Annotated in this window: 27 protein-coding genes; 7 read left to right on the top strand and 20 right to left on the bottom strand. The window is 32.7% G+C overall.

What is annotated here, in order from left to right:
• Positions 1-11 precede the first annotated feature (11 nt).
• The 4 genes from IMZ30_RS09930 to pyrR are packed head-to-tail and all read right to left on the bottom strand — an operon-like array spanning position 12 to position 2,733.
• Positions 12-923 (bottom strand): ribonuclease Z, encoded by a 912-nt coding sequence (locus IMZ30_RS09930; RefSeq protein ID WP_317194389.1) that lies wholly within the window; start codon positions 921-923, stop codon positions 12-14.
• 1 nt (position 924) lies between these two features.
• Positions 925-1,263 carry a ribonuclease Z gene (locus tag IMZ30_RS09925; RefSeq protein ID WP_207038151.1) on the bottom strand — a complete coding sequence of 113 codons (339 nt, stop codon included), beginning with the start codon at positions 1,261-1,263 and terminating at the stop codon, positions 925-927.
• The gene (locus tag IMZ30_RS09920) at positions 1,253-2,191 is read right to left on the bottom strand and encodes an aspartate carbamoyltransferase catalytic subunit (RefSeq protein WP_207038150.1); all 939 of its coding nucleotides are present in this window, start codon (positions 2,189-2,191) and stop codon (positions 1,253-1,255) included. Before IMZ30_RS09920 ends, IMZ30_RS09925 begins: the two co-directional genes overlap by 11 nt.
• Positions 2,188-2,733 carry a bifunctional pyr operon transcriptional regulator/uracil phosphoribosyltransferase PyrR gene (gene pyrR / locus IMZ30_RS09915; RefSeq protein WP_207038149.1) on the bottom strand — a complete coding sequence of 182 codons (546 nt, stop codon included), beginning with the start codon at positions 2,731-2,733 and terminating at the stop codon, positions 2,188-2,190. The genes IMZ30_RS09920 and pyrR overlap by 4 nt, the downstream gene beginning before the upstream one ends.
• 116 nt (positions 2,734-2,849) lie before the next feature.
• On the opposite strand from pyrR, the gene IMZ30_RS09910 reads away from it, so the two are divergent.
• Positions 2,850-4,082 carry an NRAMP family divalent metal transporter gene (locus IMZ30_RS09910; RefSeq protein ID WP_207038148.1) on the top strand — a complete coding sequence of 411 codons (1,233 nt, stop codon included), beginning with the start codon at positions 2,850-2,852 and terminating at the stop codon, positions 4,080-4,082.
• A 54-nt stretch (positions 4,083-4,136) separates the two neighbouring features.
• On the opposite strand, the gene dnaK is transcribed toward IMZ30_RS09910, so the two are convergent.
• Positions 4,137-6,047 (bottom strand): molecular chaperone DnaK, encoded by a 1,911-nt coding sequence (gene dnaK, locus IMZ30_RS09905; protein ID WP_207038147.1) that lies wholly within the window; start codon positions 6,045-6,047, stop codon positions 4,137-4,139.
• 239 nt (positions 6,048-6,286) lie between these two features.
• Between dnaK and IMZ30_RS09900 the strand changes: the two genes are divergently transcribed.
• Complete coding sequence (locus IMZ30_RS09900) at positions 6,287-7,726, top strand: L-serine ammonia-lyase (RefSeq protein ID WP_207038146.1); 1,440 nt, start codon at positions 6,287-6,289, stop codon at positions 7,724-7,726.
• A 1-nt stretch (position 7,727) separates the two neighbouring features.
• On the opposite strand, the gene IMZ30_RS09895 is transcribed toward IMZ30_RS09900, so the two are convergent.
• Genes IMZ30_RS09895 through dapF form a run of 4 tightly spaced genes read right to left on the bottom strand, consistent with a single transcriptional unit; the run spans position 7,728 to position 10,491 of the window.
• Positions 7,728-8,168, bottom strand: a complete 441-nt coding sequence (locus IMZ30_RS09895; protein ID WP_207038145.1) for a DUF4829 domain-containing protein — start codon at positions 8,166-8,168, stop codon at positions 7,728-7,730.
• A complete protein-coding gene (mltG, locus tag IMZ30_RS09890; RefSeq protein ID WP_207038144.1) occupies positions 8,165-9,208 on the bottom strand; it encodes an endolytic transglycosylase MltG in 1,044 nt (347 codons plus the stop codon). The genes IMZ30_RS09895 and mltG overlap by 4 nt, the downstream gene beginning before the upstream one ends.
• Positions 9,198-9,719: a GNAT family N-acetyltransferase gene (locus IMZ30_RS09885; RefSeq protein WP_207038143.1), complete on the bottom strand. Its 522-nt coding sequence runs from the start codon at positions 9,717-9,719 to the stop codon at positions 9,198-9,200. The genes mltG and IMZ30_RS09885 overlap by 11 nt, the downstream gene beginning before the upstream one ends.
• The gene (gene dapF, locus IMZ30_RS09880; RefSeq protein ID WP_207038142.1) at positions 9,709-10,491 is read right to left on the bottom strand and encodes a diaminopimelate epimerase; all 783 of its coding nucleotides are present in this window, start codon (positions 10,489-10,491) and stop codon (positions 9,709-9,711) included. Before dapF ends, IMZ30_RS09885 begins: the two co-directional genes overlap by 11 nt.
• Positions 10,492-10,598: 107 nt before the next feature.
• On the opposite strand from dapF, the gene IMZ30_RS09875 reads away from it, so the two are divergent.
• A complete protein-coding gene (locus IMZ30_RS09875) occupies positions 10,599-11,999 on the top strand; it encodes a S1C family serine protease (RefSeq protein ID WP_207038141.1) in 1,401 nt (466 codons plus the stop codon).
• A 39-nt stretch (positions 12,000-12,038) separates the two neighbouring features.
• Here the strand turns inward: IMZ30_RS09875 and IMZ30_RS09870 are convergent, their stop codons facing one another.
• From IMZ30_RS09870 to IMZ30_RS09840, 7 genes are read right to left on the bottom strand one after another with little or no spacing between them, the layout of a single operon-like run.
• Positions 12,039-12,635: a non-canonical purine NTP diphosphatase gene (locus IMZ30_RS09870; RefSeq protein ID WP_207038140.1), complete on the bottom strand. Its 597-nt coding sequence runs from the start codon at positions 12,633-12,635 to the stop codon at positions 12,039-12,041.
• A complete protein-coding gene (locus tag IMZ30_RS09865) occupies positions 12,635-13,963 on the bottom strand; it encodes a DUF58 domain-containing protein (protein ID WP_207038139.1) in 1,329 nt (442 codons plus the stop codon). Before IMZ30_RS09865 ends, IMZ30_RS09870 begins: the two co-directional genes overlap by 1 nt.
• A complete protein-coding gene (locus tag IMZ30_RS09860) occupies positions 13,963-15,042 on the bottom strand; it encodes an AAA family ATPase (RefSeq protein WP_207038138.1) in 1,080 nt (359 codons plus the stop codon). The genes IMZ30_RS09865 and IMZ30_RS09860 overlap by 1 nt, the downstream gene beginning before the upstream one ends.
• Positions 15,035-16,237 carry a DUF4350 domain-containing protein gene (locus tag IMZ30_RS09855; RefSeq protein ID WP_207038137.1) on the bottom strand — a complete coding sequence of 401 codons (1,203 nt, stop codon included), beginning with the start codon at positions 16,235-16,237 and terminating at the stop codon, positions 15,035-15,037. Before IMZ30_RS09855 ends, IMZ30_RS09860 begins: the two co-directional genes overlap by 8 nt.
• Positions 16,230-16,994 carry a hypothetical protein gene (locus IMZ30_RS09850; RefSeq protein ID WP_207038136.1) on the bottom strand — a complete coding sequence of 255 codons (765 nt, stop codon included), beginning with the start codon at positions 16,992-16,994 and terminating at the stop codon, positions 16,230-16,232. Before IMZ30_RS09850 ends, IMZ30_RS09855 begins: the two co-directional genes overlap by 8 nt.
• Positions 16,987-17,871: a hypothetical protein gene (locus tag IMZ30_RS09845; protein ID WP_207038135.1), complete on the bottom strand. Its 885-nt coding sequence runs from the start codon at positions 17,869-17,871 to the stop codon at positions 16,987-16,989. The genes IMZ30_RS09850 and IMZ30_RS09845 overlap by 8 nt, the downstream gene beginning before the upstream one ends.
• Entirely contained in the window at positions 17,840-18,820 is a 981-nt protein-coding gene (locus tag IMZ30_RS09840; RefSeq protein ID WP_207038134.1) for a stage II sporulation protein M, read from the bottom strand. Before IMZ30_RS09840 ends, IMZ30_RS09845 begins: the two co-directional genes overlap by 32 nt.
• Positions 18,821-18,850: 30 nt before the next feature.
• Here IMZ30_RS09840 and IMZ30_RS09835 point away from each other — a divergent pair, with 30 nt between their 5' ends.
• Together IMZ30_RS09835 and IMZ30_RS09830 are read left to right on the top strand one after the other, a co-directional pair.
• Positions 18,851-19,564 (top strand): RDD family protein, encoded by a 714-nt coding sequence (locus tag IMZ30_RS09835; protein WP_207038133.1) that lies wholly within the window; start codon positions 18,851-18,853, stop codon positions 19,562-19,564.
• Positions 19,564-20,193, top strand: a complete 630-nt coding sequence (locus IMZ30_RS09830; protein WP_207038132.1) for a trimeric intracellular cation channel family protein — start codon at positions 19,564-19,566, stop codon at positions 20,191-20,193. The genes IMZ30_RS09835 and IMZ30_RS09830 overlap by 1 nt, the downstream gene beginning before the upstream one ends.
• A 10-nt stretch (positions 20,194-20,203) precedes the next feature.
• Here IMZ30_RS09830 and IMZ30_RS09825 read toward each other — a convergent pair whose 3' ends face one another.
• Positions 20,204-20,932, bottom strand: a complete 729-nt coding sequence (locus IMZ30_RS09825; protein ID WP_242529654.1) for a peptidylprolyl isomerase — start codon at positions 20,930-20,932, stop codon at positions 20,204-20,206.
• Here IMZ30_RS09825 and IMZ30_RS09820 point away from each other — a divergent pair.
• Positions 20,920-21,576, top strand: a complete 657-nt coding sequence (locus IMZ30_RS09820; protein WP_207038131.1) for an NUDIX hydrolase — start codon at positions 20,920-20,922, stop codon at positions 21,574-21,576. The two genes, IMZ30_RS09825 and IMZ30_RS09820, sit on opposite strands and share 13 nt — an antisense overlap.
• Positions 21,577-21,641: 65 nt before the next feature.
• Positions 21,642-22,451 carry a lysophospholipid acyltransferase family protein gene (locus IMZ30_RS09815; RefSeq protein WP_207038130.1) on the top strand — a complete coding sequence of 270 codons (810 nt, stop codon included), beginning with the start codon at positions 21,642-21,644 and terminating at the stop codon, positions 22,449-22,451.
• Positions 22,452-22,455: 4 nt separating this feature from the next.
• On the opposite strand, the gene IMZ30_RS09810 is transcribed toward IMZ30_RS09815, so the two are convergent.
• The 3 genes from IMZ30_RS09810 to IMZ30_RS09800 are packed head-to-tail and all read right to left on the bottom strand — an operon-like array spanning position 22,456 to position 24,456.
• Complete coding sequence (locus IMZ30_RS09810) at positions 22,456-23,319, bottom strand: TraB/GumN family protein (RefSeq protein WP_207038129.1); 864 nt, start codon at positions 23,317-23,319, stop codon at positions 22,456-22,458.
• Positions 23,320-23,353: 34 nt separating this feature from the next.
• A complete protein-coding gene (locus IMZ30_RS09805; RefSeq protein WP_207038128.1) occupies positions 23,354-23,959 on the bottom strand; it encodes a hypothetical protein in 606 nt (201 codons plus the stop codon).
• Between the two features lie 2 nt (positions 23,960-23,961).
• Complete coding sequence (locus tag IMZ30_RS09800) at positions 23,962-24,456, bottom strand: RNA polymerase sigma factor (protein WP_207038127.1); 495 nt, start codon at positions 24,454-24,456, stop codon at positions 23,962-23,964.
• Between the last annotated feature and the right edge of the window lie 52 nt (positions 24,457-24,508).

The raw sequence follows: 24,508 nt of genomic DNA, 5'->3' as shown, positions 1-24,508 counted from the left end.
AAAATAAAATTTTATTCGAAACTAAAGCATTGGCCACTTTTAGCTAAATAAGTTGATTCAAAAATAGTTTCAGCTTCAACTTTATAGGCATTTTCATCACGGTAACGCGCCGAAAAATGACCTAAAATTAAATGTTTGACTTGAGCTTTTTGAGCAATAATGGCTGCTTGTTTGGCTGTAGAATGTTTTGTTTTAAAACAAAGGTCTTCATCTTTTTCTAAAAAAGTAGATTCGTGATATAAAACTTCAACTTGGTGAAGTTGCCTAGCTAAACTTGGTTTAAAAACTGTATCACTACAATAAGCATAAGAATTAGGCGGTTTTGGTTCTTCAGTTAGTGCTTCATTTTTTACTAGAGTTCCATCATCTAACTTAATATCTTTACCTTTTTTTATGCTTTTATAATAAGCAACATCAATACCAAATTCTTCAACTTGATTGATTAGCAATTTTCGATCTCGAGGTTTTCCTCGGAAGAGAAATCCATTTGTATAAATACGATGATCAAGCGGTATTGTTTCAACAGTAAATTTATTGTGCTCTAAAATTATTTCAGCCTTGGTTGAAGTTAACTCATGAAAAATTATTTGATATGATATGTAGGTTTTGGAGAGTTCTAACTGAATATTTATAAACTTTTTAATGCCTTTTGGTCCATAAATATGCAAATCTGCTTCACGTTTTAGTAGACCGAAAGTTGAAATTAAACCTATTAAACCATAACAATGATCGCCATGCAAATGCGAAATAAAGATGTGCTTAATACGTGTAAATTTTATTTTTTGTTGGCGTAAGCGCACTTGTGTTCCTTCGCCACAATCAATTAAGCATAACTCACCATTAAAATCGAGCACTTGAGCGGTTGGATGAAGCTTGGCTTTTGGTGTTGCCGAGTGACAACCTAAAATGTGCAAGTGCATCATATTAAAAACCTAAATCGCGTTCAATATTTTCCATTTCAATAATATCAAAAGCTTCGTTTAAAGTTGGTACAATAGCAAGCTCTTCTGGTATTTGGTGAACATCAATTTGAGGTGCTACTAAAACAAAGGATTTTTTATTAGACTTGTAATGATTTGATAATTTTAAAAAATTGAAAAAATCATTAATTTGCAGATCAGACTCAAAATTAATTAAGTTTACAATTAAATGTAATTTGGTCTCGTTGTAAGTTTTAGCTAAATTAATAGCTATTGCCGAAAGTTGTTCTTCAGTTGGGATCACTTCAACCGCTTCTTGAGTTGGATGTTGATTAATCTGCATAAGCCTTTATTTTTGATGCTAATAAATAGAGTACTGCCATTCTAACAGCCACACCATTTTCAACTTGGTTTAATATAATTGAATGCTCTGAGTCGGCGACATCGCTTGTAATTTCAACTCCGCGATTAATAGGTCCAGGATGCATTATTGTAATTTGCTTTTCAAGACGACTTAATAGAGATTTATTAACACCGTATTGTTGTACATATTCTCTGGTATTAGGGAAATACGATGTGTCCATACGTTCGTTTTGTACCCGTAACATATTGGCTATATCGCACCAATTAAGTGCTTTTTCTAGATTTGGTTCAACTTTTACACCCAAGGTTTCTATAAACTTTGGCATTAGTGACAGTGGCCCACAAACTTTTACCTCAGCACCAAGTTTTTTAAGTGCTAAAATATTACTTAAGGCCACGCGTGAGTGTAAAATATCTCCTACAATAACCACTTTTTTACCAGCTATATTAGAATGTTGTTCTCGAATAGAATAGGCATCTAATAAAGCTTGAGTTGGATGTTCATGAGCGCCATCTCCTGCATTAATCACTGAAGCTTTAATGTGCTTCGATAAAAAAACACCAGCCCCAGGATTAGGATGTCGCATCACCACCATATCCACTTTCATAGAAAGTATATTATTAACAGTATCAATAAGAGTTTCACCTTTGTTAACCGAAGATGAAGCTGCTGAAAAGTTCACAACATCTGCGCTTAATCGTTTTTCAGCTAACTCGAATGATAACCGTGTTCTTGTGCTATTTTCAAAAAACAGATTAGCAATGGTTAAATCACGTAATGAAGGAACCTTTTTAATAGGTCGATTGATTACCTCTTTGAACTGATCTGCAGTTTCAAAAATCAGCTGTAAATCTGCTTCATTAAGATATTTTATCCCTAATAAATGATTGACACTTAATTCTTTCATGTGTTACTTTTTACTAAATAAACCGCATCTTCTTGATTAATTTCTTTCCAACAGACTTTTACATACTCGTTATTTATGGCATCAACTTGACGCCCTTTATAATCAGGTTGAATTGGCAAGTGCCTACTAAATCGGCGATCAATTAAAGTTAATAATTCAACTGATTTTGGTCTTCCAAAAGACTGTATAGCAGTTAAGGCTGAACGAATACTTCTACCTGTATAAAGAACGTCATCAATAAAAACGACTTTTTTTTCTTCTACAATAAAATCGATTGAGGTTGAATTGGCTTGAATTGGTTTATCAGTTCTTCTAAAATCGTCACGATAAAAGGTAATATCAAGCTTGCCTACTTCTAAAGTAGATAAATTAAAATCGTTTTTTAAAATCTTATAAAGTCTATCAAGCACATGAGTACCTCGAGGCTGAATACCAATTAAGCAAGTTTGAGAGAAGTCTTTATGATTTTCAACCAGTTGGCAAGCTAAACGCTGAAGTGTAATTTGAATTTGTTCAGCATTAAGTAAAAGTTTTTGTTGCATGGTTGTAATATTGAAACAATACAAAAGTAAATAAAAATAAGGGTTTTATGTGTCGAGAAAAAAATTTGATGAAAGAGTTAAAAAAATTATTCTATTTTTAACTGAAATTCTCTAAAATGAATCGTGGATTTTTAAAAAAATTAGGGCCTGGTTTTTTGCTTGCTGGAGCAGCAATTGGTGTTTCTCATTTGGTTCAAGCAACTCGAGCTGGTGCTAATTATGGTATAATTATGTTAATTGCCATCATTTTAGCTTGTGTTTCTAAATATCCTTTTTTAGCTATTGATGCTCAATATCCAGCACTAACAAAAAAAGATCTTGTTGAAGGTTACAAAAGTTTAGGAAAATGGTTTGTGGTTTCGTTTAGTGTATTTACTCTTGGCAGTATGTTTATTATACTTGCAGCTGTTACCTTAGTTACTGCTGGTTTAGCTGAATATTTGTTTAATTTTGGTTGGAGTAATTTTTGGTGGTGCTCATTTATTTTAATGTCTTGTTTATTGATTTTACAATTTGGAAGCTATAGTAAATTAGATGTTCTTTTAAAAATTGTTATTTCCTTACTCACAATTGCTACTACTATTGCTGTTTTCATAGCAATATTTGAGTATAAGACAAGCACAGTTAATTTTAACACTACTCGTCTTTGGTCTATAAGCGGATTGAGTTTTTTAGTTGTACTAATGGGTTGGATGCCTATTCCTATAGATGCTTCAGTATGGCAGTCGATTTGGGTGAAAGAAAAGGAGAAAAGTCATAAAACGTCTGCCAGTGAAAGTTTTTTAGATTTTAATCTAGGCTATTTTTCAGCAAGTTTCTTAGGCGTACTCTTCTTCTTGTTAGGTGTTCTTATTATGTACGGTAAAGGAACCACTTTTTCAGCTAATGCAGTAGAATTTTCGAAACAACTTATCGAGTTATATAGTGAGACTTTAGGTTCTTGGTCTACACATTTAATTGCAGGTATTGCTTTAATAACAATGTTTAGTACCACTTTAACTGTTGCCGATGCTTATCCAAGAGTTTTAAGTAGACTGCAAGCAGTTAGTTTAAAATCTACAAAAATATCTAACTCTAAATTTTATAATCTATACATGGCTTTACTTATTATTTCTTCGCTGTGTTTACTTTACTTTTTAAAGTCTAGTTTTAAAACATTGGTTGATTTTGCTGCAGGTTTATCTTTTATATCTTCTCCGGTTTTAGCTTGGTTTAACTATAAACTTGTTATAAGGTCTAATTTTGATCAGTTGAAACCGTCTAGACCTTATCGTTATTTTATGCAAATTTGCTTGACTATATTAATTGTTATTGCTTTAAGTTATATTATCCTTATAATTTTTAAATAAAAAAACCGTCTCAAATTTGAGACGGTTTACTTATTTACAATTGAAAACTTAAGCTTACTTTACCTCTTCAAAGTCTACGTCTTCAACGTCATCTTTACCATCGCTAGAAGAACCTGAAGCTTGTTCAGCACCTGCACCTCCTGCTTGAGCACCTTGTGCTTCGGCTTGCGCTTTATACATTTCTTCAGATACTTTTTTCCATTCTTCATTTAGCTTATCTAATGCTGGCGTGACTTTTTCTAAATCTTTTGTTTCATGAGCTTTTTTCAAGTCTTCTAAAGCAGCTTCAATAGGCTTTTTCTTATCATCAGACAATTTATCACCAAATTCTTTTAATTGACTTTCAGTTTGGAAAATCATGGCATCTGCTTCATTAAGTTTTTCAACCTTTTCTTTGGTCTTCTTGTCTGCTTCAGCATTAGCTTCGGCCTCTTTTTTCATTTTTTCAATTTCTTCTTCAGTTAATCCAGAAGAGGCTTCGATTCTGATATCTTGAGATTTTCCTGTTGCTTTATCAGTAGCGCTAACTTTAATTATACCATTGGCATCAATGTCAAATGTTACTTCAATTTGAGGTGTACCACGTTTTGCTGGTGGAATACCATCTAAATGAAAACGACCTATTGTTTTATTGTCAGTTGCCATTGGGCGTTCTCCTTGTAAAACATGTATTTCAACACTAGGCTGATTGTCTTGAGCTGTCGAGAATATTTGTGACTTTTTGGTAGGAATGGTCGTATTAGCTTCGATTAACTTAGTGTTTACACCGCCCATTGTTTCAATACCAAGAGATAAAGGTGTTACATCAAGTAATAAAACATCTTTAACATCTCCAGTTAAAACACCACCTTGTATAGCAGCACCAATTGCTACTACTTCATCTGGATTTACACCTTTAGAAGGCGCTTTTCCGAAAAAGTCTTCAACCGCTTTTTGAACTGCTGGAATACGAGTAGAACCACCAACTAATATAATTTCGTCGATATCACTTTTAGATAATCCTGCAGATTTTAGTGCTTTTTCACATGGTGCGATTGTACGTTTAACCAGTTCTGAAATTAATTGTTCGAATTTAGAACGTGATAGAGTTCTTACCAAGTGTTTAGGTCCTGATGAAGTTGCAGTAACATAAGGAAGATTAATTTCAGTTGAACTTGAAGATGATAATTCAATTTTAGCTTTTTCAGCTGCTTCTTTCAAACGCTGTAATGCCATAGCATCCTTGCGTAAATCGATATCTTCATCTTTAATAAATTCTTCTGCTAACCAATCAATTACAGCTTCATCAACATCGTCACCACCTAAATGTGTGTCACCGTCAGTTGCTAAAACTTCAAAGACACCATCACCTAATTCAAGAATAGATACATCATGAGTACCACCACCAAAGTCAAATACAACAATTTTTTGGTCGGTATCTTTTTTATCTAAACCATAAGCTAAAGATGCTGCTGTAGGTTCGTTAATTATTCTACTTACTTTTAAACCAGCAATTTCACCAGCTTCTTTGGTCGCTTGACGTTGAGAGTCATTAAAATAAGCTGGAACTGTAATTACAGCTTCAGAAACATCTTGTCCTAAATAATCTTCTGCAGTTTTCTTCATTTTTTGAAGAATCATTGCTGATAATTCTTGAGGTGTATACATTCTGCCATCGATATCTACTCGAGCAGTATCATTTTCACCTTTTACTACTTTGTAAGGTACGCGACCAACTTCACGCTCAGACTCTGAAAACTTGTTCCCCATAAAACGTTTGATAGATGCAACTGTTTTAGTAGGGTTAGTAACGGCTTGACGTTTAGCTGGATCACCAACTTTAATTTCACCATCTTCAACAAATGCTATAACAGATGGCGTTGTTCTTTTTCCTTCGGCATTAGGAATAACAGTTGGCTCATTACCTTCCATTACAGAAACACAAGAGTTTGTTGTTCCTAAGTCTATACCTATAATTTTACCCATAATAGTTTATTTTCTAGTTTATAATTTAAATTCGATATACTAAAGTCAATCTTTATGCCATCTCTTTTTACATGACATCATGACACAATTAATGACAATAATTCTCATAAGTACTCATAGTCAGAACTTTAAAATATAGTTGAGACGATTTAGTGAGTATTCAAAATTTATAGAATCTTGAATAGTATGAACAAAAAAATATGAATATTTGCATACAATTTAAACAAGGCTTGGTATTTATGAAAAAAATTGAATGCATCAGCGTTTTTGATATGTTAAAAATTGGCGTTGGACCATCGAGTTCGCATACACTTGGTCCTTGGCGAGCTTCTGAACGTTTTATAGAAGAATTAAAATCAGATAATGTTTTAGACCAAGTTGAAGGATTACAAGTTAACTTATATGGTTCGCTTTCTTTAACAGGTAAAGGTCATGCCTCAGATATTGCGAGTGTTTTAGGCTTATGTGGTTTTGATCCTGTAACCATGGATACTTCAATCATTAATCAAGAAATTGATGCTATTAAAAAGAGCAATCAACTTTTTTTAGATAAAACGCAAACGATATCGTTTAACTTTGATCAAGACATTATATTTCATAAGCAGTTTTTAGATTTTCATCCTAATGGCATTACCTATGAAGCGCGTTTAAGAAATGGAAAATTAATTTCATCCAGCTTTTACTCGATTGGCGGTGGTTTTGTTGTTAAAGAAGAGCGTGAAAATGCAAAACAAAATATCGAAGACTTTAAGAGTTTCCCGTTTTCAATAGAAAAAGCCACTGATTTACTTAGTTTTTGCCAACAGGAACAAAAATTAATTTCTGAAATTGTATTAGAAAACGAACGTTCACTACGTACAGATCAAGAAATTGATGAAAAATTAGGGCAAATTTGGAATGCCATGCTTGAATCAATTTTTATAGGAGCTCATACTGAGGGCGAGCTACCTGGCGGCTTAAATGTTACACGACGTGCCGTTAAAATGAATAAAAAACTTCTTGAGAATAAATACAATACCTATTCTAACCCACAAGAGTGGCTTGAAACCATTCGTACAAAAGAGGTTAAGTTTAGACAAATTCTACAATGGGTAAGTTGTTTTGCTATTGCAGTAAATGAAGTTAACGCCTCTCTGGGTCGCGTTGTAACAGCACCAACTAATGGAAGTTCTGGAACTTTGCCTGCAGTCATGATGTATTATATGACTATTGAGAACCACGAGGCAAGTTTTGAAGATTTAAAAAGATTCATGCTTGTAGCTGGTGAAATTGGTAGCTTATTTAAAAAAGGAGCCACAATTTCTGCAGCTATGGGTGGTTGCCAAGCTGAAATTGGTGTTTCATCAGCGATGGCCGCAGGTGGCTTAACCGAATTAATGGGTGGCACACCAGAACAAGTCCTTATGGCTAGTGAAATAGCTATGGAACATCACTTAGGTTTAACCTGTGACCCAATTGCAGGTTTGGTTCAAATTCCTTGTATTGAACGTAATGCTATGGGAGCCATAAAAGCAATTAATGCAGCCGAAATCGCTATTGAAAGTGATGCTACAAAAGCAAAAGTTCCATTAGACAAAGTGATTGAAACGATGTGGGAAACAGCTCAAGACATGAACACTAAATACAAAGAAACTTCTGAAGGTGGTCTAGCTATCAAAGTAAGCTTAAGCGATTGTTAAGCTATTTTTCAGAAATTCGAGTATCTGTTATCGCTGAAATTTTCCAGCCATTTGCACCTTTTAATAATGTAATTGAATTAACGCCTTCATGTGATAGTTTATCATTAACGTAAAACTCATACTCTAACCAAAAGTGCGCAATATAATCATCATCTCGTGATTTGGTTTTTGTAATCACTTCCTTAATTTTCAAGGTTTCAGGCATTTGCTTTAATGAATGAAGGAAACCTTCAAGATCTTGTTGATTTAGCTTTGCTGACTCACCTGAGGCTGAAAGACTATTCAACACTAGATTGTCTAGACATAAGTTTTCTATCTTAGCAACATCTTTAGCGTTTAAAGCTTCAAAAAAAGCGTTAACTGTTTCCTCTGCTGTATTCTGTGCATTTGATGGTATAACTGTAAAAATAACAATTACACTTAGTAGTTTAATTAATTTCATCTGTAAATCTTTTGTTTATTAATCCAATTTCTATATTCATTAGCGTAACGATTATGTTGACGTAAAGTTTTAGAAAACTTATGGTAGCCAATATTTTTTACGTCGGCGACGAAATAGAGATAATCGTGTTCTTCATAATTTAAAACCGCATCTAAAGAAGATACATCTGGCATTGCAATTGGCGCAGGTGGTAAACCTGAATACTTATAGGTATTAAATGGCGAATTTATTAATTTATCTTTGTTTAAAACACGTTTAATAATGGTATCTCGATTATTTAATTTCTGTTTTAAAGCAAAAATTAGAGTTGGGTCTGCCTGAAGCTTCATACCTTTTCTTAATCGGTTGATATAAACACCTGCTACTTTTGTACGTTCATCTACTTTTGCCGTTTCTTTTTGTACAATAGAAGCTAAGGTAGAAATTTCAATAGGACTTAGATTTAGAGCCTTTCGTTTTTTAGTACGTTCTGGTGTCCAAAATTTCAAGTACTGTTGATGAAGTCTGTCACGAATTTCTTCAGCAGAGGAATTCCAGTAAAACTCATAGGTATTAGGAATATAAAACGCTAATGACTGTAAAGCTGTTACCTCATTTTTAGCTAAAAAAATAGAATCGGTCAGGGATTGAAGGATTTCAGTTTGATCTGGCATGAGTTGTTCAGACAAACGTTTCGATAAATCTGTAAGGTTGTGCTGATTATTAAAATTGATATTAATAGGAACGTTAGTGCTTCTAAGGGTATTAACGATTTCATTATTGTTCATTCCATTCTTTAAAATGAAATGCCCAGATTTCATATTCGAAGGATATTGCTTTTTTTGAGCGACTGTAATAAAATCTTCTGTCGATTCTAAATACGGCGCAATAGAGTCTACTAAGGTTTGAAAATCTGCTTGATCTGAGATGTAAATTGATTGCTCTTCATTAGAAAATGATGTATTCGGGGATAATATAATTTGATAGATGGAGTAGCTAAAAATACCTAAAGCAACTAAACCTAGTAATGCGGTAATGGTTAGAATTTTTTTAATGTACATGGTTTATTTTTTGATAAAAATATTGTGAGTAATAATGGCCTTTACTATAATTCCAATCTTTTTGTTCTCCTATGAGTTGAAATCCTAAAAGTTCAAATAATTTAATACTGTTAATGTTTTCGCTATTAATCGTAACGTAGACTTGATGCAAGTCTAAAGTGTCAAATGCATAATTTAGCATTAAGTTAATGGCGGTTTTACCATAACCTTTACCTTGATAGTTTTGATCTAAAATAATACCAAGTCCAGCACGCTTATGCTTTGGGTTAAAATCATACAAATCAATTAAGCCAATAGGACAGTCTTTGGGGTCAGCAATAACCAAGCGTAGTTGCTTTGCTTCATAAATATCAAGATGAGCATGCTCTAGATATTGTTGTAAAAAATGTTTTGAAAAAGGCTGTAAGGTGTCACTTAAATGCCAATATTCTGTTTGATTTTCAATAGAAAATAAAAAATCTAAATCATCTGGCTCTAAAGCACGTAGTTTAATAGCTGAATTATTTAACATCTATTATTCCTTTAAAAACCTGTTTTGCTGGTCCTTTTAACCAAACATCGTTAAATTTTGATGCTTGACGTCTAAAACTTACCGACAAGCCACCACCAATAGCTTTAACATTAATTGGCGATTCAATATCGTACGTTAACGCAGCTGCAATTGCTGCCGCAGTGATTCCTGTACCACAAGCCAAAGTTTCAGCTTCTACTCCGCGTTCATAAGTGCGAATATTCAAATCAGAATTTCTCACTTCAACAAAGTTGATGTTAGCTCCACCAATTGTTTTATATCTATCATCAAAACGAATTTTTGATCCCTGTTTTTCAATATCTACAGCATCTAAGTTATCTACGAACTGTACATGGTGTGGTGACCCAGTATCAAGAAAACAATCTTGAGAAGATTGTGTTATATCGTCTACATCAATCATTTTTAAATTGACAGTATCACCTTCAACATTAGCTTCATGCAAACCATCAATCGCTTCAAATATACACTCATGATCAATAATACCTAAAAATTGAGCAAAAGCAACAATACATCTACCACCATTACCACACATTGTGCTTTCACGACCATCGGCATTAAAATAAATCATCTTAAAATGAGCTTCAACTTGGTTAGACTCTTCAAGCAGTATCAAACCGTCACCGCCAATACCAAATCGGCGGTCGCATAACCACTTGATTAATTTGGTATCATTTTTGAAATTATTGGTGCGATTGTCAATCATGACAAAATCGTTTCCAGCACCATGATATTTATAAAAACTGATTTGCATAGCCTACAAATATAGAAAAATAGACCAATTTTTCGTGGGTTAAATAGACGTTAAATAAGATTGACGATATGTGTAATTTTTAAAAATTTGAAATAAAATTGACTAACATGAAAGAAGCAATAAAATTAATTGTCATCACAATTATAGTGAGTACATTAAGTATTGGGATTTACCATTATTCAGTATCAAAAACCCTGAATACTAATTCTTTAAACCTCAATGAAACTCAATCGACTTCACAACAGACAAGTTTTCCTGTAAATTTTAGGGCTAATTATGCTGCTGAAGAAACTGACTTTACTGCAGCGGCTAAAACAAGTTTAGATGCTGTTGTTCACGTTAAAAATGTAACGGTAACACAGTCTAAAGGTTTTTGGGGATTTGGTTATGGTTATAATGACGAACCAAGAAAATACATTCGAGGCGCTGGAAGCGGCGTTATTATAAGTCCTGATGGTTATATTGTAACAAATAACCATGTTATTGATGGCGCAACTGAAGTGGATGTAACCTTAAATAACAACGAAACTTTTAAAGCAAAAATTATAGGCACGGCACCCGAATATGATATTGCGCTTCTAAAAATTGATCGTGACAACTTAAATTATTTAAGCTTTGGAGACTCAAATGCAGTTGAAGTTGGTGAATGGGTTTTAGCCATTGGCAATCCATTTAACTTAACATCTACGGTTACCGCTGGAATAATTAGTGCAAAAGCCCGTGACTTGAATCCGAATGATAATTTGTTTCAATCATTCATTCAAACAGATGCAGCTGTGAATCCCGGAAATAGTGGCGGAGCCTTAGTCAACGCAAAAGGACAATTAATCGGTATTAATACTGCTATCACTTCTAAAACCGGATCTTATATCGGATACTCATTTGCTATACCAAGTAATAATGCTAAAAAAATTATAGACGATTTAATAGAATATGGCTCGATAAAACAAGCGCTTTTAGGTGTAAGCGGTCTCGATATCAATGAAAATAATTACAAAGAGCTAAATATTGACGTCACGCAAGGTTACTACATTACTGGTTTTGCCAAAGACGGATCTGCAAAAAAGGCTGGCCTTAAGAAAGGCGATATTATTACAAAAATTGATCAAATAAAAATAAGAAAATTCACAGATTTAAAAGGCTATTTAAATTCTAAAAATCCTGGTGATATTGTGGAAGTGACCTATTTAAGAAATGGAAAACAAAAGAAAACTTCAGTTGAGTTGATGATGAGTTCAACTTACATCATTAAGCCACTAGGTTTACAAATTAGAAACCTTGAGAAAGACGAATATAAAACCTTTGATAGCGATAATGGTGTGATGATTGATAAGGCTTTATCCCCTAAACTGAATATGTTTGAAGGATTATTAATTACAAAGATCAATAAAAGAAAAGTCAATTCTATTTCTGAAGTTAAACAAATTTTGCAAACTTCTAATAATCAACCGCTAATCATAACATTTAAAAATAGTGCTGGTCAAGAAGACACTTACATATTTAGGTAGACTAATAAACACTTTTAAATAAACGCTTTAACATCCAAGTTAAAGCGTTTTGTTTTTATGAGACTCACTTAAAAACTTAATAAACTTTTTAAAAGCCAATCCCCGATGACTGATAAAGTGTTTTTCTTTAGCTGTCATTTCGGCAAATGATTGTGTGTAACCACTTGGTTGAAATATAGGGTCATACCCAAAACCGCCTTCACCTCTAGCCGATTTTAAAATTTCACCCTTGCAAATCCCTTCAAAAGTTAATGCTTGACCACCTGTTGATTTATAAGCAATCACCGTTTTAAATTGAGCCTTACGATTGGATTTGTCGGTCAAATTGCTTAATAACTTTTTCATATTAGCTTGACTATCTTTGGTTTCACCTGCATATCGGGCAGACTTTACACCTGGCTCGCCATTTAGAGCAGCTACTTCTAAACCTGTATCATCAGCAAAACAGGGGTAGTTGTATTTATTTGCAATGGCTTCAACCTTTAGCTTAGCATTACCTTCAATAGTAGATGCTGTTTCTTCAATTTCATCATGATCATCAAGATCTTTAAGTGAAACTAGTTCAATTCCGCTAGGTAAGATGGCTTGAATTTCACTAACTTTATTTGAGTTATGGGTGGCAAAAATAAGTTTCATTAAAGTAGTCCTTTTGCTTTAATTTCTAGATATTTATTAATTGTATTTACCGATAAATCTTTAGGCTTTGTCAAAATGCTTTGTATGCCATTTGCCAATAAAGCTTTACGCATCAATTGTTTTTCATAATTAAATTGTTGCGCAATAGTTTTTTCATAAACACTGGTAATGTTAGTTGTTTTAGAATTAGCAAGTTGAGTAATTTCTGTATTTTCAAACAAAACCACTACTAATACGTGTTTTTTAGATAAAGCGCGTAGATAGGGCAATTGGCGTTCAAGACTGCTCATGTGCTCAAAATTAGTGTAAAGCAACAATAAACTTCGCTGGCTAATATAAGTTTTTACATGAGCATATAAGCGATTAAAATCAGGGTCTAAAAATTGTGTATTTATATTGTATAAACGATTTAAAATAATACGTAATTGCGAAGATTTATCGGTAGCTTTAGTAAAATCTTTAATTGATTCAGCAAAGCTTAACAAACCAACTTTATCGTTCTTTTTTAGAGCGATATTACTAAAGGCTAAAGTAGAGTTTATGGCATAATCAAGCAAAGTTAAACCTTTAAAAGGCATTTTCATTAATCGGCTTCGATCTATAATATTGTAAATAGGTTGCGACCGTTCATCTTGATATTGATTAACCATCAACTGGTCACGTTTAGCTGTGGCCTTCCAATTAATTGTTCGCATATCATCACCTAATACATAATCTTTTATTTGTTCAAACTCTAAGGTATGCCCTATTCTACGCACTTTTTTTAAACCAATTTCACTTTGGCGATCAAGTGCTAAAAAGGCTAAGGCTTGCATTTGAATATAGGAAGGATACACCTTTACCATTTGATTTTGACTAAAACTGTAGCGGCGTTTTACCAATTTTAAAACAGTTGAAATAAAACAATGTACTGCACCAAAATGATATTCACCTCTTTGTTTTGGTGTTAAAGTGTAAGAAAAATGAGTGCTTGAATTAGCGTTTAGGCTGAAGTTTCTCTGGAAATCACGTTTTTGAAATTGGATAGGGATTTCGTCAATCACCTCAATATTCACGTTAAAGCTATAAGAGTTTTTAAGCTTTATCGTAACTGGATTTTCGTCAGAATTAGAAAACTTTTCTGTTAATATACGTTCAGCCTTAAATGAAGTTGATTTGTATAACGCAATACCTTCAGTTAATACTAAAAAAACAAGTGCTATAAGTAAAATCCATGTTGGTAAGTACAATATTTGTATCCATTGTGATAGTAAAAACAAGGCCGCAATTACTATCAAGCTTTGAAACAAACGTTGTCCAAAAAATAAAGATTTAAAGAATGAAATCACTAGCGCGGAATTTCTACAGATTTCACAATCATATCAACAACATCTTCGGTTTGTAAGCCTTCCATTTCCTTTTCTGGTGTTAACACAATTCTATGATTTAACACTGGATTTAAGGCTTGTTTTATGTCATCAGGCGTTACAAAATCACGTCCTTGAATCGCTGCAAAAACTTTAGAAACCTTCATTATAGCAAGTGATGCTCTTGGTGAAGCGCCTAAGCTTAAATGCGGATGTTGACGTGTTTCATTAATAATCTGTGCGATATAATCAAATAACTTATCTTCAAATATAATATTGTTTATTAAATCGCGATAGCCTAGTAAATCATTAGGCTTTAAAACTTCTTTAATAATATCAATAGCTGATTGAGCTTTTCGTAAATGGTGTAATTTTAATACCTCTTTTTCTTCTTCTAAATTAGGGTAAGTTATCTTAATTTTAAATAAAAATCGGTCTAATTGTGCCTCTGGCAGTGCATAAGTTCCTTCTTGTTCAATAGGGTTTTGAGTGGCAATTACCATAAAAGGTTGCTCGAAATTATGCTGTCGGCCATCCATGGTGATTTGGTATTCTTCCATCACTTCAAATAAAGCCGACTGTGTTTTAGCTGGTGCTCGGTTAATTTCGTCAATTAATACAATGTTTGAAAAAATAGGGCCTTTTTTAAATTCAAAAGATTGGCTGGCCTTATTATAAATTGAAGTTCCTAAAACATCACTTGGCATTAAATCGGGTGTGAATTGTATACGGTTAAAACGAGTGCTGATCGTTTTAGCAAACAACTTAGAGGTAATTGTTTTGGCAATTCCTGGAACTCCTTCGATTAAAACATGACCATTAGCAAGTAAACTAACAATTAGTAACTCTATAAAATCGTGCTGACCTACAATGAGATTTTGAAGCTCTGTTTTGATATCTTGAACACTCTGCTTAAGCTGATCTAGTGGGATTCGCGATTCAAAATCTGTAGAAGATTCATTAGCTTCAACTTCTTGATTATGGTTTTGTGATGTACTTAATTGATCGTCATCGCTATTGTTGAGGTGCTGATTTGATGTGTTGTCTTGTGATTTATCCATGATTTAATAACTTTGAAATCTCTTGTTCTAATTCGATTAATTCTGATTTTGATAATTGATTTTTGCGTTTTATACGGTCTATTTTTTTCATAAACGCAGTCGCTTCTTCTTCATCTGTATCAAGTTTGTGTGCTAATTGTGAAATAAATTGAGCATTAATATCTTGAGTTTGTAAATGAAAATCTTGACGGATTTTTGCTAAAAATAAATCAATCATTTTTAAAGCCATTTTATGATGAGCTTTTTTATCAAGATACATTCCTGAAATGGTTTGTACGTACTCGTAAGATTTATTTTGCAAAGGCTTAACTACTTTTATAGGTTTTTGTTTGCGCTTACCTTCAAATATGATAAAAAGTACTAAACAAACTAGTAAGGTGTAGTAAGCCCATTTTAAACTTGGTGTTGTGAGCAAATAATATAGCGGACTTGAAATACGCTCACGACCAGTTTTATAATAAGCGTCCCAAACTAATGGTTTTTCAAAATCTAAGTAATTTAAAACTTTTGAAGTATAGACTGAATTTGTTTTATCAAGTATAAAATAATTAGAGAAAATTTCTGGTGCTAAATGAACAAAAAACTCACCTTGACCATAATTTACTTTAACAAAATTAACTTGTTTTAATTCTGCAGAATTTTCTGGCTGCATGTAACCGAGAACAACTGTGTTTAAAGTATCTAACTCTTTAAAATGATGATAATAATTTCTTGCTTTATTAAATTTACTCAAATCTGAAGTTGCACGATTTTTATTGTAAAGCTGATATTCTGGCTTATAATTAATGCGATCGTTTAAAACTAAATTGGTGGTTTTTAACCCTAAACTATCAAATAAGGTTTGTGCATAATAAGTAGAAACAAAGGCTTGTTTTCCAGAACTAACCCAATTCAACAAAGAGTCTAATTCTGTTCCAGAAAAAGGCAAATAATTATTTATAAAAATAAAATTTTGATTTAGACTAATAGAGTCTTCTCCAAGAGACTCAATAGGTGGTCTGCTGTTAAGTTTAAGTTTAACTTCTTTATTGTTGTTGAGTTGCTCAAAAAGAACTTGAGTACCTAAAGGTAAATTCGAGTTACGTGAATAGTCAGGCGTCCAATCTAAAGGTTTTGGTGCTGTATACTCTAGGTACATAACTACCAAAACAACGCCAAAAATAGCTGCTAAAAAAATTTTAATTGATCTAGGCATGAGCTTTAGGCTTTAGTTGATTGAACATCTTCACAAATAAAGCTTCAACTTGGTTAAACTGGCTGTTGTTAATCTCAAAATCTCCATACCAAACGTACTCATAAAACCGAACAGCTTCAGCAAAGCATGAGTTTAAATTATTACCTGATAATTCCTTTATATAAGAAGCGTTAGTTTTTTCGGCTTCATATTTTATTAAATCTGCATTTTTTAAACGCTTTAATGTTTCAAGAAAATAATATCGTGTTGCTAACCTAAAATCTTCTTCAGTTTTAGCTTGAGTAATAAGTTGGGTTAAATCTTCTTTCTGAATTAAATAGTCGTCTTCTGTCCAATTTAATTCTGAATTATTAGATGAGTTTACAAAACTTTGACCCGGATTATACTTGATAAACAACCAAATAATTAGTGTAATTATACCTATAATTAGTAAGAACTTTAATATTGTACCCAAAATATCCCAAAAACTACTTTTTGAAGCTTTTGGAAGTAACCATTCTAAAAATTCATTCCATTTTAAATTTAACCAGTTTTTAAAACTCTGCCAAGAGCTTTCTTTATAAGCAACTTCAGTGTAATTAAACGCATCTTGATCAAGATAAGTTTCCTTAAAATTTGGTTCAAACACTTCAATCGAACTTGATTCAGAATCGTCATAGATCAATTCTTGTTGTTCAGCAGAAGTTGAATCAACTTGACTAGCAACCGAAAGTTGAAATATTAAGCAACTAAATATGTACAGGAGAAGTTTATGCACCTAATTCTTCAATTTGTTCTAATTGACCTGTATTATTGTGAAATTCGTCTAAATTGAAGTATATCAATGCTGTTGAAATAATTGTAATTACTTGAAGCGCATAACTAGCAATTGTTGAAATTACAAAAAATGACATATACAACCAGTTGTCACCAAAGTACACATCAGGTTCACCACCAGATTGCACTGAACTTACACCTTCAATCACTCCCATAATTATCATAGGTAGTTGAAAAATAGTGCCAGCAATACCTACTAATAAGCCAATAACAATTAAAGTTAAAAAGGTCATCCACCAGTTTTGCTTGATCAATTGAAAACAATAAGAATACGCATCTATAACTGGCATGTCCTTAAATACCATTACTGAAAATATGATAGACAAAGTAATCCCTAAATAAACCCCAGGAATTACACAAAATATAGCGCCAATCATCACCGATAAAAAAACTAAAATACTTGCACCTATAAAAGCCCAAAATTTTTGTCGCATTTGCTGTACAACTTCAATTTCTTGTATTTCACCATGGTCAACTACAGATTTTATACAATATAAAACACATGAAATACTTACTGCGTAAGTAACTACTGCTGCTAATATGTTTAATAATCCAACAATTGAAAATTCTGCTATATAATTCATTACATCTAAACTTGCAGAAGCTGAAAGTGAACTACCACCACCAAAATCGGTAACTAAACCAGTAGCAGAATATTGTAAATAAGCAGATAAAAGCGTGGTTAATAATATCAAAGGCCCAACATGTTTAAAAAACACAGTAAAAAAACTTTTGTAATGATGCCTTAAAAAGGTAAATGTATCGGTGATAATTTCACCTAAATCTCTACTTTTCTTGAATTGTAAATTTTGTCTCATGAGCTTTGTTAACTTGAATTGGTAAAATAACGTAATAATAAATAATTAATCCCAAAGAACTTAAAATAATTAAAATCGCCAACCAGTCAGGCATTTCAGTAAGTCTGGTCACAAAGCCTTCTAAAAAACCAGCGATAATAAAAAAAGGTACTGTACTAATTACAATTTTAAGTCCATCTTTAGCACCATTAATAAAGGACTGTAAACGCGTATAAGTTCTAGGCATTAATATGCTTTGGCCAACCACAAATCCAGCACAAGCACCTAATATAATTACTGAAATTTCAATTGTACCATGAATCCAGATTGTTCTGGCCGATTCCCATAGCAAGCCTTTTTCATAAAAAAAGAATTGAAACGAACCTAACATCACAGCATTTTGTATAACAATGTAAAGTGTTCCCAGACCGAGCAATACGCCTAAAGTAAAAGCTGTAAGCGAAACCCTAATATTATTGATCGTTATTCCTAAAAACATATCAACTTGATTTGACTTTTTGTAAATAGCCATTGGGTCGCCACTTTCTATATTGGCGATAGTTTGGTTCACATAAGCGTCACCCAAAATTAGGCGAACAAAATCACTATCATTAGCTGCAGAAAATGCACCAACTGCAACAAAAAAAGCAAAAACTACAAAGCTAAATAAAAGCTGCTTTTGGTATTGATAAAACATCAGTGGGAACTCTACAAAATAAAACTGATAAAATTTATTTCGTGATTCACGCTTGTTTTTATAGATTTTTTGATGAGCTGCAACTGAAAGCTCATTTAGATATTTGTGAGTTTCACTACCTTTATAAAAGGTTTGGGCATAACTAAGGTCATCAGTGAGTTTGATGTACAAATCTGATAAAACTTCAGCATCAATTTCAGAATAATTTTGCAGAAGGCTTTCAAATTTTATCCAATTGTTCTTATTTTGTTTTATGAATGCCGCCTCACGCATCGGTAGATTTTTTTCAAAGAAACATAATTCATGGATAACTATCAAATAGAAACAGCACAAAATGTTAGAATTACACAAAACGCGGCATCAGTACTTAGCCGAGGAATTGCTTACCTTATTGATTATTTAATATTAATTGCATATATCACGACTGTGGTTTTGATTTTAGGTGGTATGAACATCTCACCTTTTGAAACTTGGGCAAGTGGTTTAGTTATAACATTACCATTTTTGTTATATCATTTATTGATGGAAGTTTTTTTAAATGGCCAAAGCCTTGGTAAAATGGCCATGAACATTCGCGTTGTAATGCTTGATGGCTCAAAACCCAAATTTTCAGCATATTTAATAAGATGGCTCTTACGTACAATTGATTTAAGTTTAACAGGCGTTTCAGTCGCGGTTTTAACTGTTTTAATTAATGGTAAAGGTCAGCGATTGGGCGATATTGCTGCAAAAACAACAGTTATTAGTGAACGTAGAAAATCTTCACTACTTAAAACAATGGCAACTGAAATTCCTGACAACTACTCGCCTGCTTACCCACAAGTGAGCATTATTGATGATGCTGAAATGCGTCAGATTAATTCTATTTTTAAAGATGCAAAGCTCAATTCTAAGCACAATGTAATTTTACATCTAGCAAAAACCTTAGAACGCAAATTAAATGTAAAAGCAAAAGAAAAACCTATAACATTTATAGAGACACTTATTAAAGATTATAACTATTACGCACAAAAATAATGGATTATATCTTACTTGTTGATATTCTAGGCGTAATTACATTCTCTATATCTGGAGTTTTATCATCGCTAAAAAAACGCATGGATGCCTTTGGCATTTTAATTATAGCTTTTGTAACATCAGTTGGTGGCGGAACAATTAGAGATGTTTTAATTGGCTCTGAAGTGATGTGGATGCAGGAGATGATTTATGTTTATGTAATTTTAATCACCACAATATTAGCGGTTATTTTTAGGAAAAAACTGGCCTATATGCGGAAATCACTCTTCTTGTTTGATACTTTAGGTATTGGTTTATACACTGTTGTTGGTGTTGAAAAAGGAATAAATTATGGGTTTTCGGCTGAAATATGCATTGCAATTGGCACAATGAGTGCATGCTTTGGTGGCGTTATAAGAGATACTTTATGTAATGAAATTCCTGTTATTTTTAGAAAAGAAGTTTACGCAACCGCCTGCATTTTAGGCGGCTTGAGTTATTTTTTACTCCTTGAACTTAATGTACCGAAAGGTCTAATTTTTATCATTGCCGGAGTTGTTGTGATTTTAGTTCGTTTAGCAGCTGTTGTTTTTAAAATTTCCTTACCAAGCATCTATAAGAAAGAAGAAAATATTGAAGATTATTGGTAATGATCTCAGGTTAATTAGCAGGCTTAATATCAATACCAATATTTTGTCTTGGCCATTCACTATCATCAACCTCAACTTTAGAAATTTCTTGTACAACATCCATCCCGCTAACAACTTCACCGAAAACCGTGTGTTTTTTATCTAAGTGCGGTGCACCATTTTTTGCAGTTACAATAAAAAATTCAAATGGTGACGATGCATTACTTACGTTTTGTTCAGTAAACTTAGCAGCAGAAACAACACCATAAACATGATTATGCTGAGGTTTATATTCATTAGGAATTAAAAACTCACCAATCTTATTTCTGAATTTATGCGTCACAATTTTATCACTATTTCCACCTTGAATTACAAAGTTGTTTGAGACCCGATGAAAAAAAGTGGTATTGAAATAATCAAGCTCAACTAAACGCGCAAAATTTGCGGTATGAAGCGGAGTATCATTATACAGCTTAATCTTGATGTTGCCAAAACGTGTTTCAATAACAAACATACGTTGATTGTTTTTCTTGAAATAATCTTGCAAAAAAGGCATGAGTTCTTCTTGTGTAATTGTTTTAACCTTAGATAAATTAATATCAGCATCTCCAGCTGAAGGGATAACCACTTCTTCTTCTGTTGTTTTTTTAATGATGCTATTAGTTTCTTTTTTAAGGTTTAATTTGCTTTCAGATTTATTTGTATCTTGCTGACATCCTAAAGCAATAATGCTAATTAAACTAATTAATGCAATTCTCATCGTTTAAAAATTTAGTACCAAAATTACAAAAAAATGAACTTCCTGGACTTTCTGCACAGATTAAAATGGCTCCATTTAGTAGGCGTAAAGAACTTGAAAGCATCAACTATAATAGTTTAGACGCCAAAGAATCTGCAGTTATGGCTTTGGTTTATCCTGACGAAACTAATGCCATGAAAATGGTTTTCATACAGCGAAAGTCTAATTCTGGTGTTCACTCAAATCAAATTGCCTTTCCAGGCGGAAAAGTAGAAAAAGAAGACGCCAATTATTTAGCGACAGCTTTAAGAGAAACCGAAGAAGAAATTGGCGTAAAAACTTCAACTGTTAAGCTAGTTAGACCTCTAACTAAGCTTTATATTCCACCTTCTAATTTTATTGTATACCCTTTTCTTGGCTTTCTTGATCAACAGCCACAATTTTCCCTACAAGAAACTGAAGTAGAAAGCGTTTACAGCATTTTACTAGCTGATTGTTTAAATCCTATAAATGAGGTTAAAGCTGAAGTATCGGCCTCATATGCTAAAAAAATGATGGTTAATGCTTTTAATTTTAATAATCGAATTGTTTGGGGTGCAACTGCAATGATGCTCGCCGAAATTAAATCACTTATGCTAAATGGGTTAGCAAACAAAAGTGTTTAAAATCGTTAATTTGATTCGGCTTAGAGCTAAAACAGTGTATATTTGCTGGTCTAATTTGTGAAAATATGGGTTTATTTAAAAAAAATCCGTTTGGACATTATTTATTCTTAAAAAAATGGCTCATAAGGATTATGGGCGGTTTAACGCATAGACGTTACAGAGGTTTTAATGACTTGCATATTGAAGGTTCCCAAGTACTAAGGGATTTACCAGATACAAATGTGTTGTTTATTTCTAACCATCAAACTTACTTTGCTGATGTAGTTGCTATGTATCATGTATTTAATGCTAGTTTAAGTGGCCGTGAGGATAGCATTAAAAATGTTGGTTATTTGTGGAATCCCAAATTAAATATGTATTATGTCGCTGCGCGCGAAACTATGAAAGGTGGATTATTACCAAAAGTGCTTGCTTATGCAGGTTCAGTTAGCATCGATAGGACTTGGCGTGCTGCTGGACAAGATGTTAACCGACAAGTAAAAATGAGCGATATTAGCAATATTGGTAAAGCTCTAGATGATGGTTGGGTGGTAACATTTCCGCAAGGCACTACGAAACCTTGGAAACCTATCAGAAAAGGAACAGCTCACATTATAAAACGCTACAAGCCGGTTGTAGTACCTATTGTAATCGATGGCTTTAGACGATCTTTTGATAGAAAAGGTATTCGCATCAAAAAAAGAAATATCTTACAATCAATGGTGATTAAACAGCCTTTAGAAATTGATTACGATAATGAAAGCATCAATCAAATTGTTGAAAAAATTGAATATGCTATTGAGCAGCATCCATCATTGTTAAAAGTAATTCCACAAGAAGAATTAGAAGCAATTGAAGCACTTAATGAAAAACGACGTTATAGTGCTAAAAATTAAGTGATTACTGTATTGCTTCAACTGTAAATCCAGCTTTTCTAAGTAAATTAACGACGCCATTTTCACCTGCTAAATGAGCAGCTCCAAAAGCGAAAAAGGTTGATTTTTCTTTAGCAACTTCTGTGATGACTGAAATCCATTTTTTATTTCGATGATCTAAAAAGTCTTCTGCATATAAATTCATAGAAGATTCTTGCTTGTTCATAAAATTCATTAAGCCTTGCAAATCTTTAGCCTCATAAAAATCTAACATATCTTGAAACATTTTTTTATTACTGGCTAAGCTTTCATTAGCCATAAGTAACAAATCATCAACTTGATTTTCATAAGGCACTTTGTCTATTATGTTTAATTGGTCTTCAAGAGTTTCTAATCCAATAATTGCTTTATCAGCTTGTTTGGCTTGTTGCAGAAAATACATATCGTAACCTTGAGGATTGGCACAACTTAAAAAACTAGTCATAGCCATAGAACTCAAAAAGAAAGGTTTAATGTTTTGCATCATGGCAAAACTCATTCCTGGCACTTTGCCTTCAAAAAAAGTTTCTAACTGCTTCAGCTCTTGATCGGTTGTAAAATCGGCTAGTGTTTTGCCATCAGCCATGTACATATTCTGCATCATAGTTGTCATCATAGCTGGATCTGCCATATTAATTTCTAATGCAAGTTGATTGGTAGCTTCAAAAGTAGTTTTAACTTCTTCAGAAATTTTGACTTCGCAAGCTAAGTGAATTGTTCCATACAAGTAAGAATTTTCGTCAAGACCATTACCACTTACTTTCCATAATAAAGCATTTTCTATAGATTGTGCTTGTAGGTTAAAAACAACTGAACTACATACAACTAAGATTAATAACATTTTATTCATGATGATAGATTTTAAAAAATATTTGAATTAAAGTTTAAAGCTCAATTTTTTTCAAGTTTTTATAATTGGTTAAAAGCCTTTTGGTCAAAATACCATATAATAAGCGATAGAAAGCCCAAATAATTAAAATAATAAAACCAAGAATACCAATTGAGATAAGTATACTTAACCAGAAATGCTGGAAATTGATGTTGTCGAGATGGTTTAAGGTGACCACAACCGAAACAATAAATGTAATTGCAAAGAAGATGATATTAAACCAAACATAGTATTTTACAGTTAGGCGAGTTTTAACTATAGTTTTCATTAAACTCTTTACTGTATCAGTAGTTTGTATTTGTCTATAATTGTAAAAAAACTTGACGATAAAAGCAATAATAACAACGTAATTAATCACTAAAGTGATTCTGTAAAAGGTTTGTAAATCAAGTTCTTTTATACTATCATTTACGCTTTGGGACATGCCAATAAATTCTATGACAATCCAGAATATGAATTCAAAAATACTGATCAAAAAAATCCACTTCACGATTGAAGACGATTTTTTATGAAGCATATTATAAATATCTTTCGATTTATATTTGGGCAAGCTTGATTCTTGAGATTGCCAGCGTTTTTTTAATAATTCTAATTCGTCCATAATTAGGGATTCAAAATTCTTTTTAACTTGGTTTTTACACGATTCATTTTCACTCTTGCATTAACTTCAGTAATTCCAAGTGTTTCAGAGATTTCTTTATAGTTTTTATCTTCTAGATATAAAAACACTAAGGCTTTATCAATATCATTTAATTCTTTTATAGCTGAGTACATCAACTTTAAATTTTCTTCTACCGTGTCATCATAAACTTCCGAAGCGATTTTAAAATTCACTTGGTCAATATCAGTCGTGGTAACACGTCTTTTCCGCTTGCGATATAGTGTAATAGCCGTATTCAAAGCTACTCTATACATCCAAGTACTAAACTTGGCATCGCCTCTAAACTTTGGAAAAGCTTTCCATAATTGAACTGTAATTTCTTGAAATAAATCCTTGTGAGAACTTTCATCATAGGTGTAAAGCCGGCATATTTTATGCACGATATTTTGGTGAGTTTCTAACAACTCTACAAACTGATGTTCTTGTTGCTTAATCACGAAAGATTTTAATTCAACTTGTTAGTAGCTAAAGGTATTATTTTGTTACAGT

The sequence above is a fragment of the Psychroflexus sp. ALD_RP9 genome (genome assembly GCF_017311165.1).
In the GTDB taxonomy this organism is placed as follows: domain Bacteria; phylum Bacteroidota; class Bacteroidia; order Flavobacteriales; family Flavobacteriaceae; genus Psychroflexus.
Note: the sequence above shows the minus strand (reverse complement) of the source record. Positions and strands in the feature narration are given on the sequence as shown.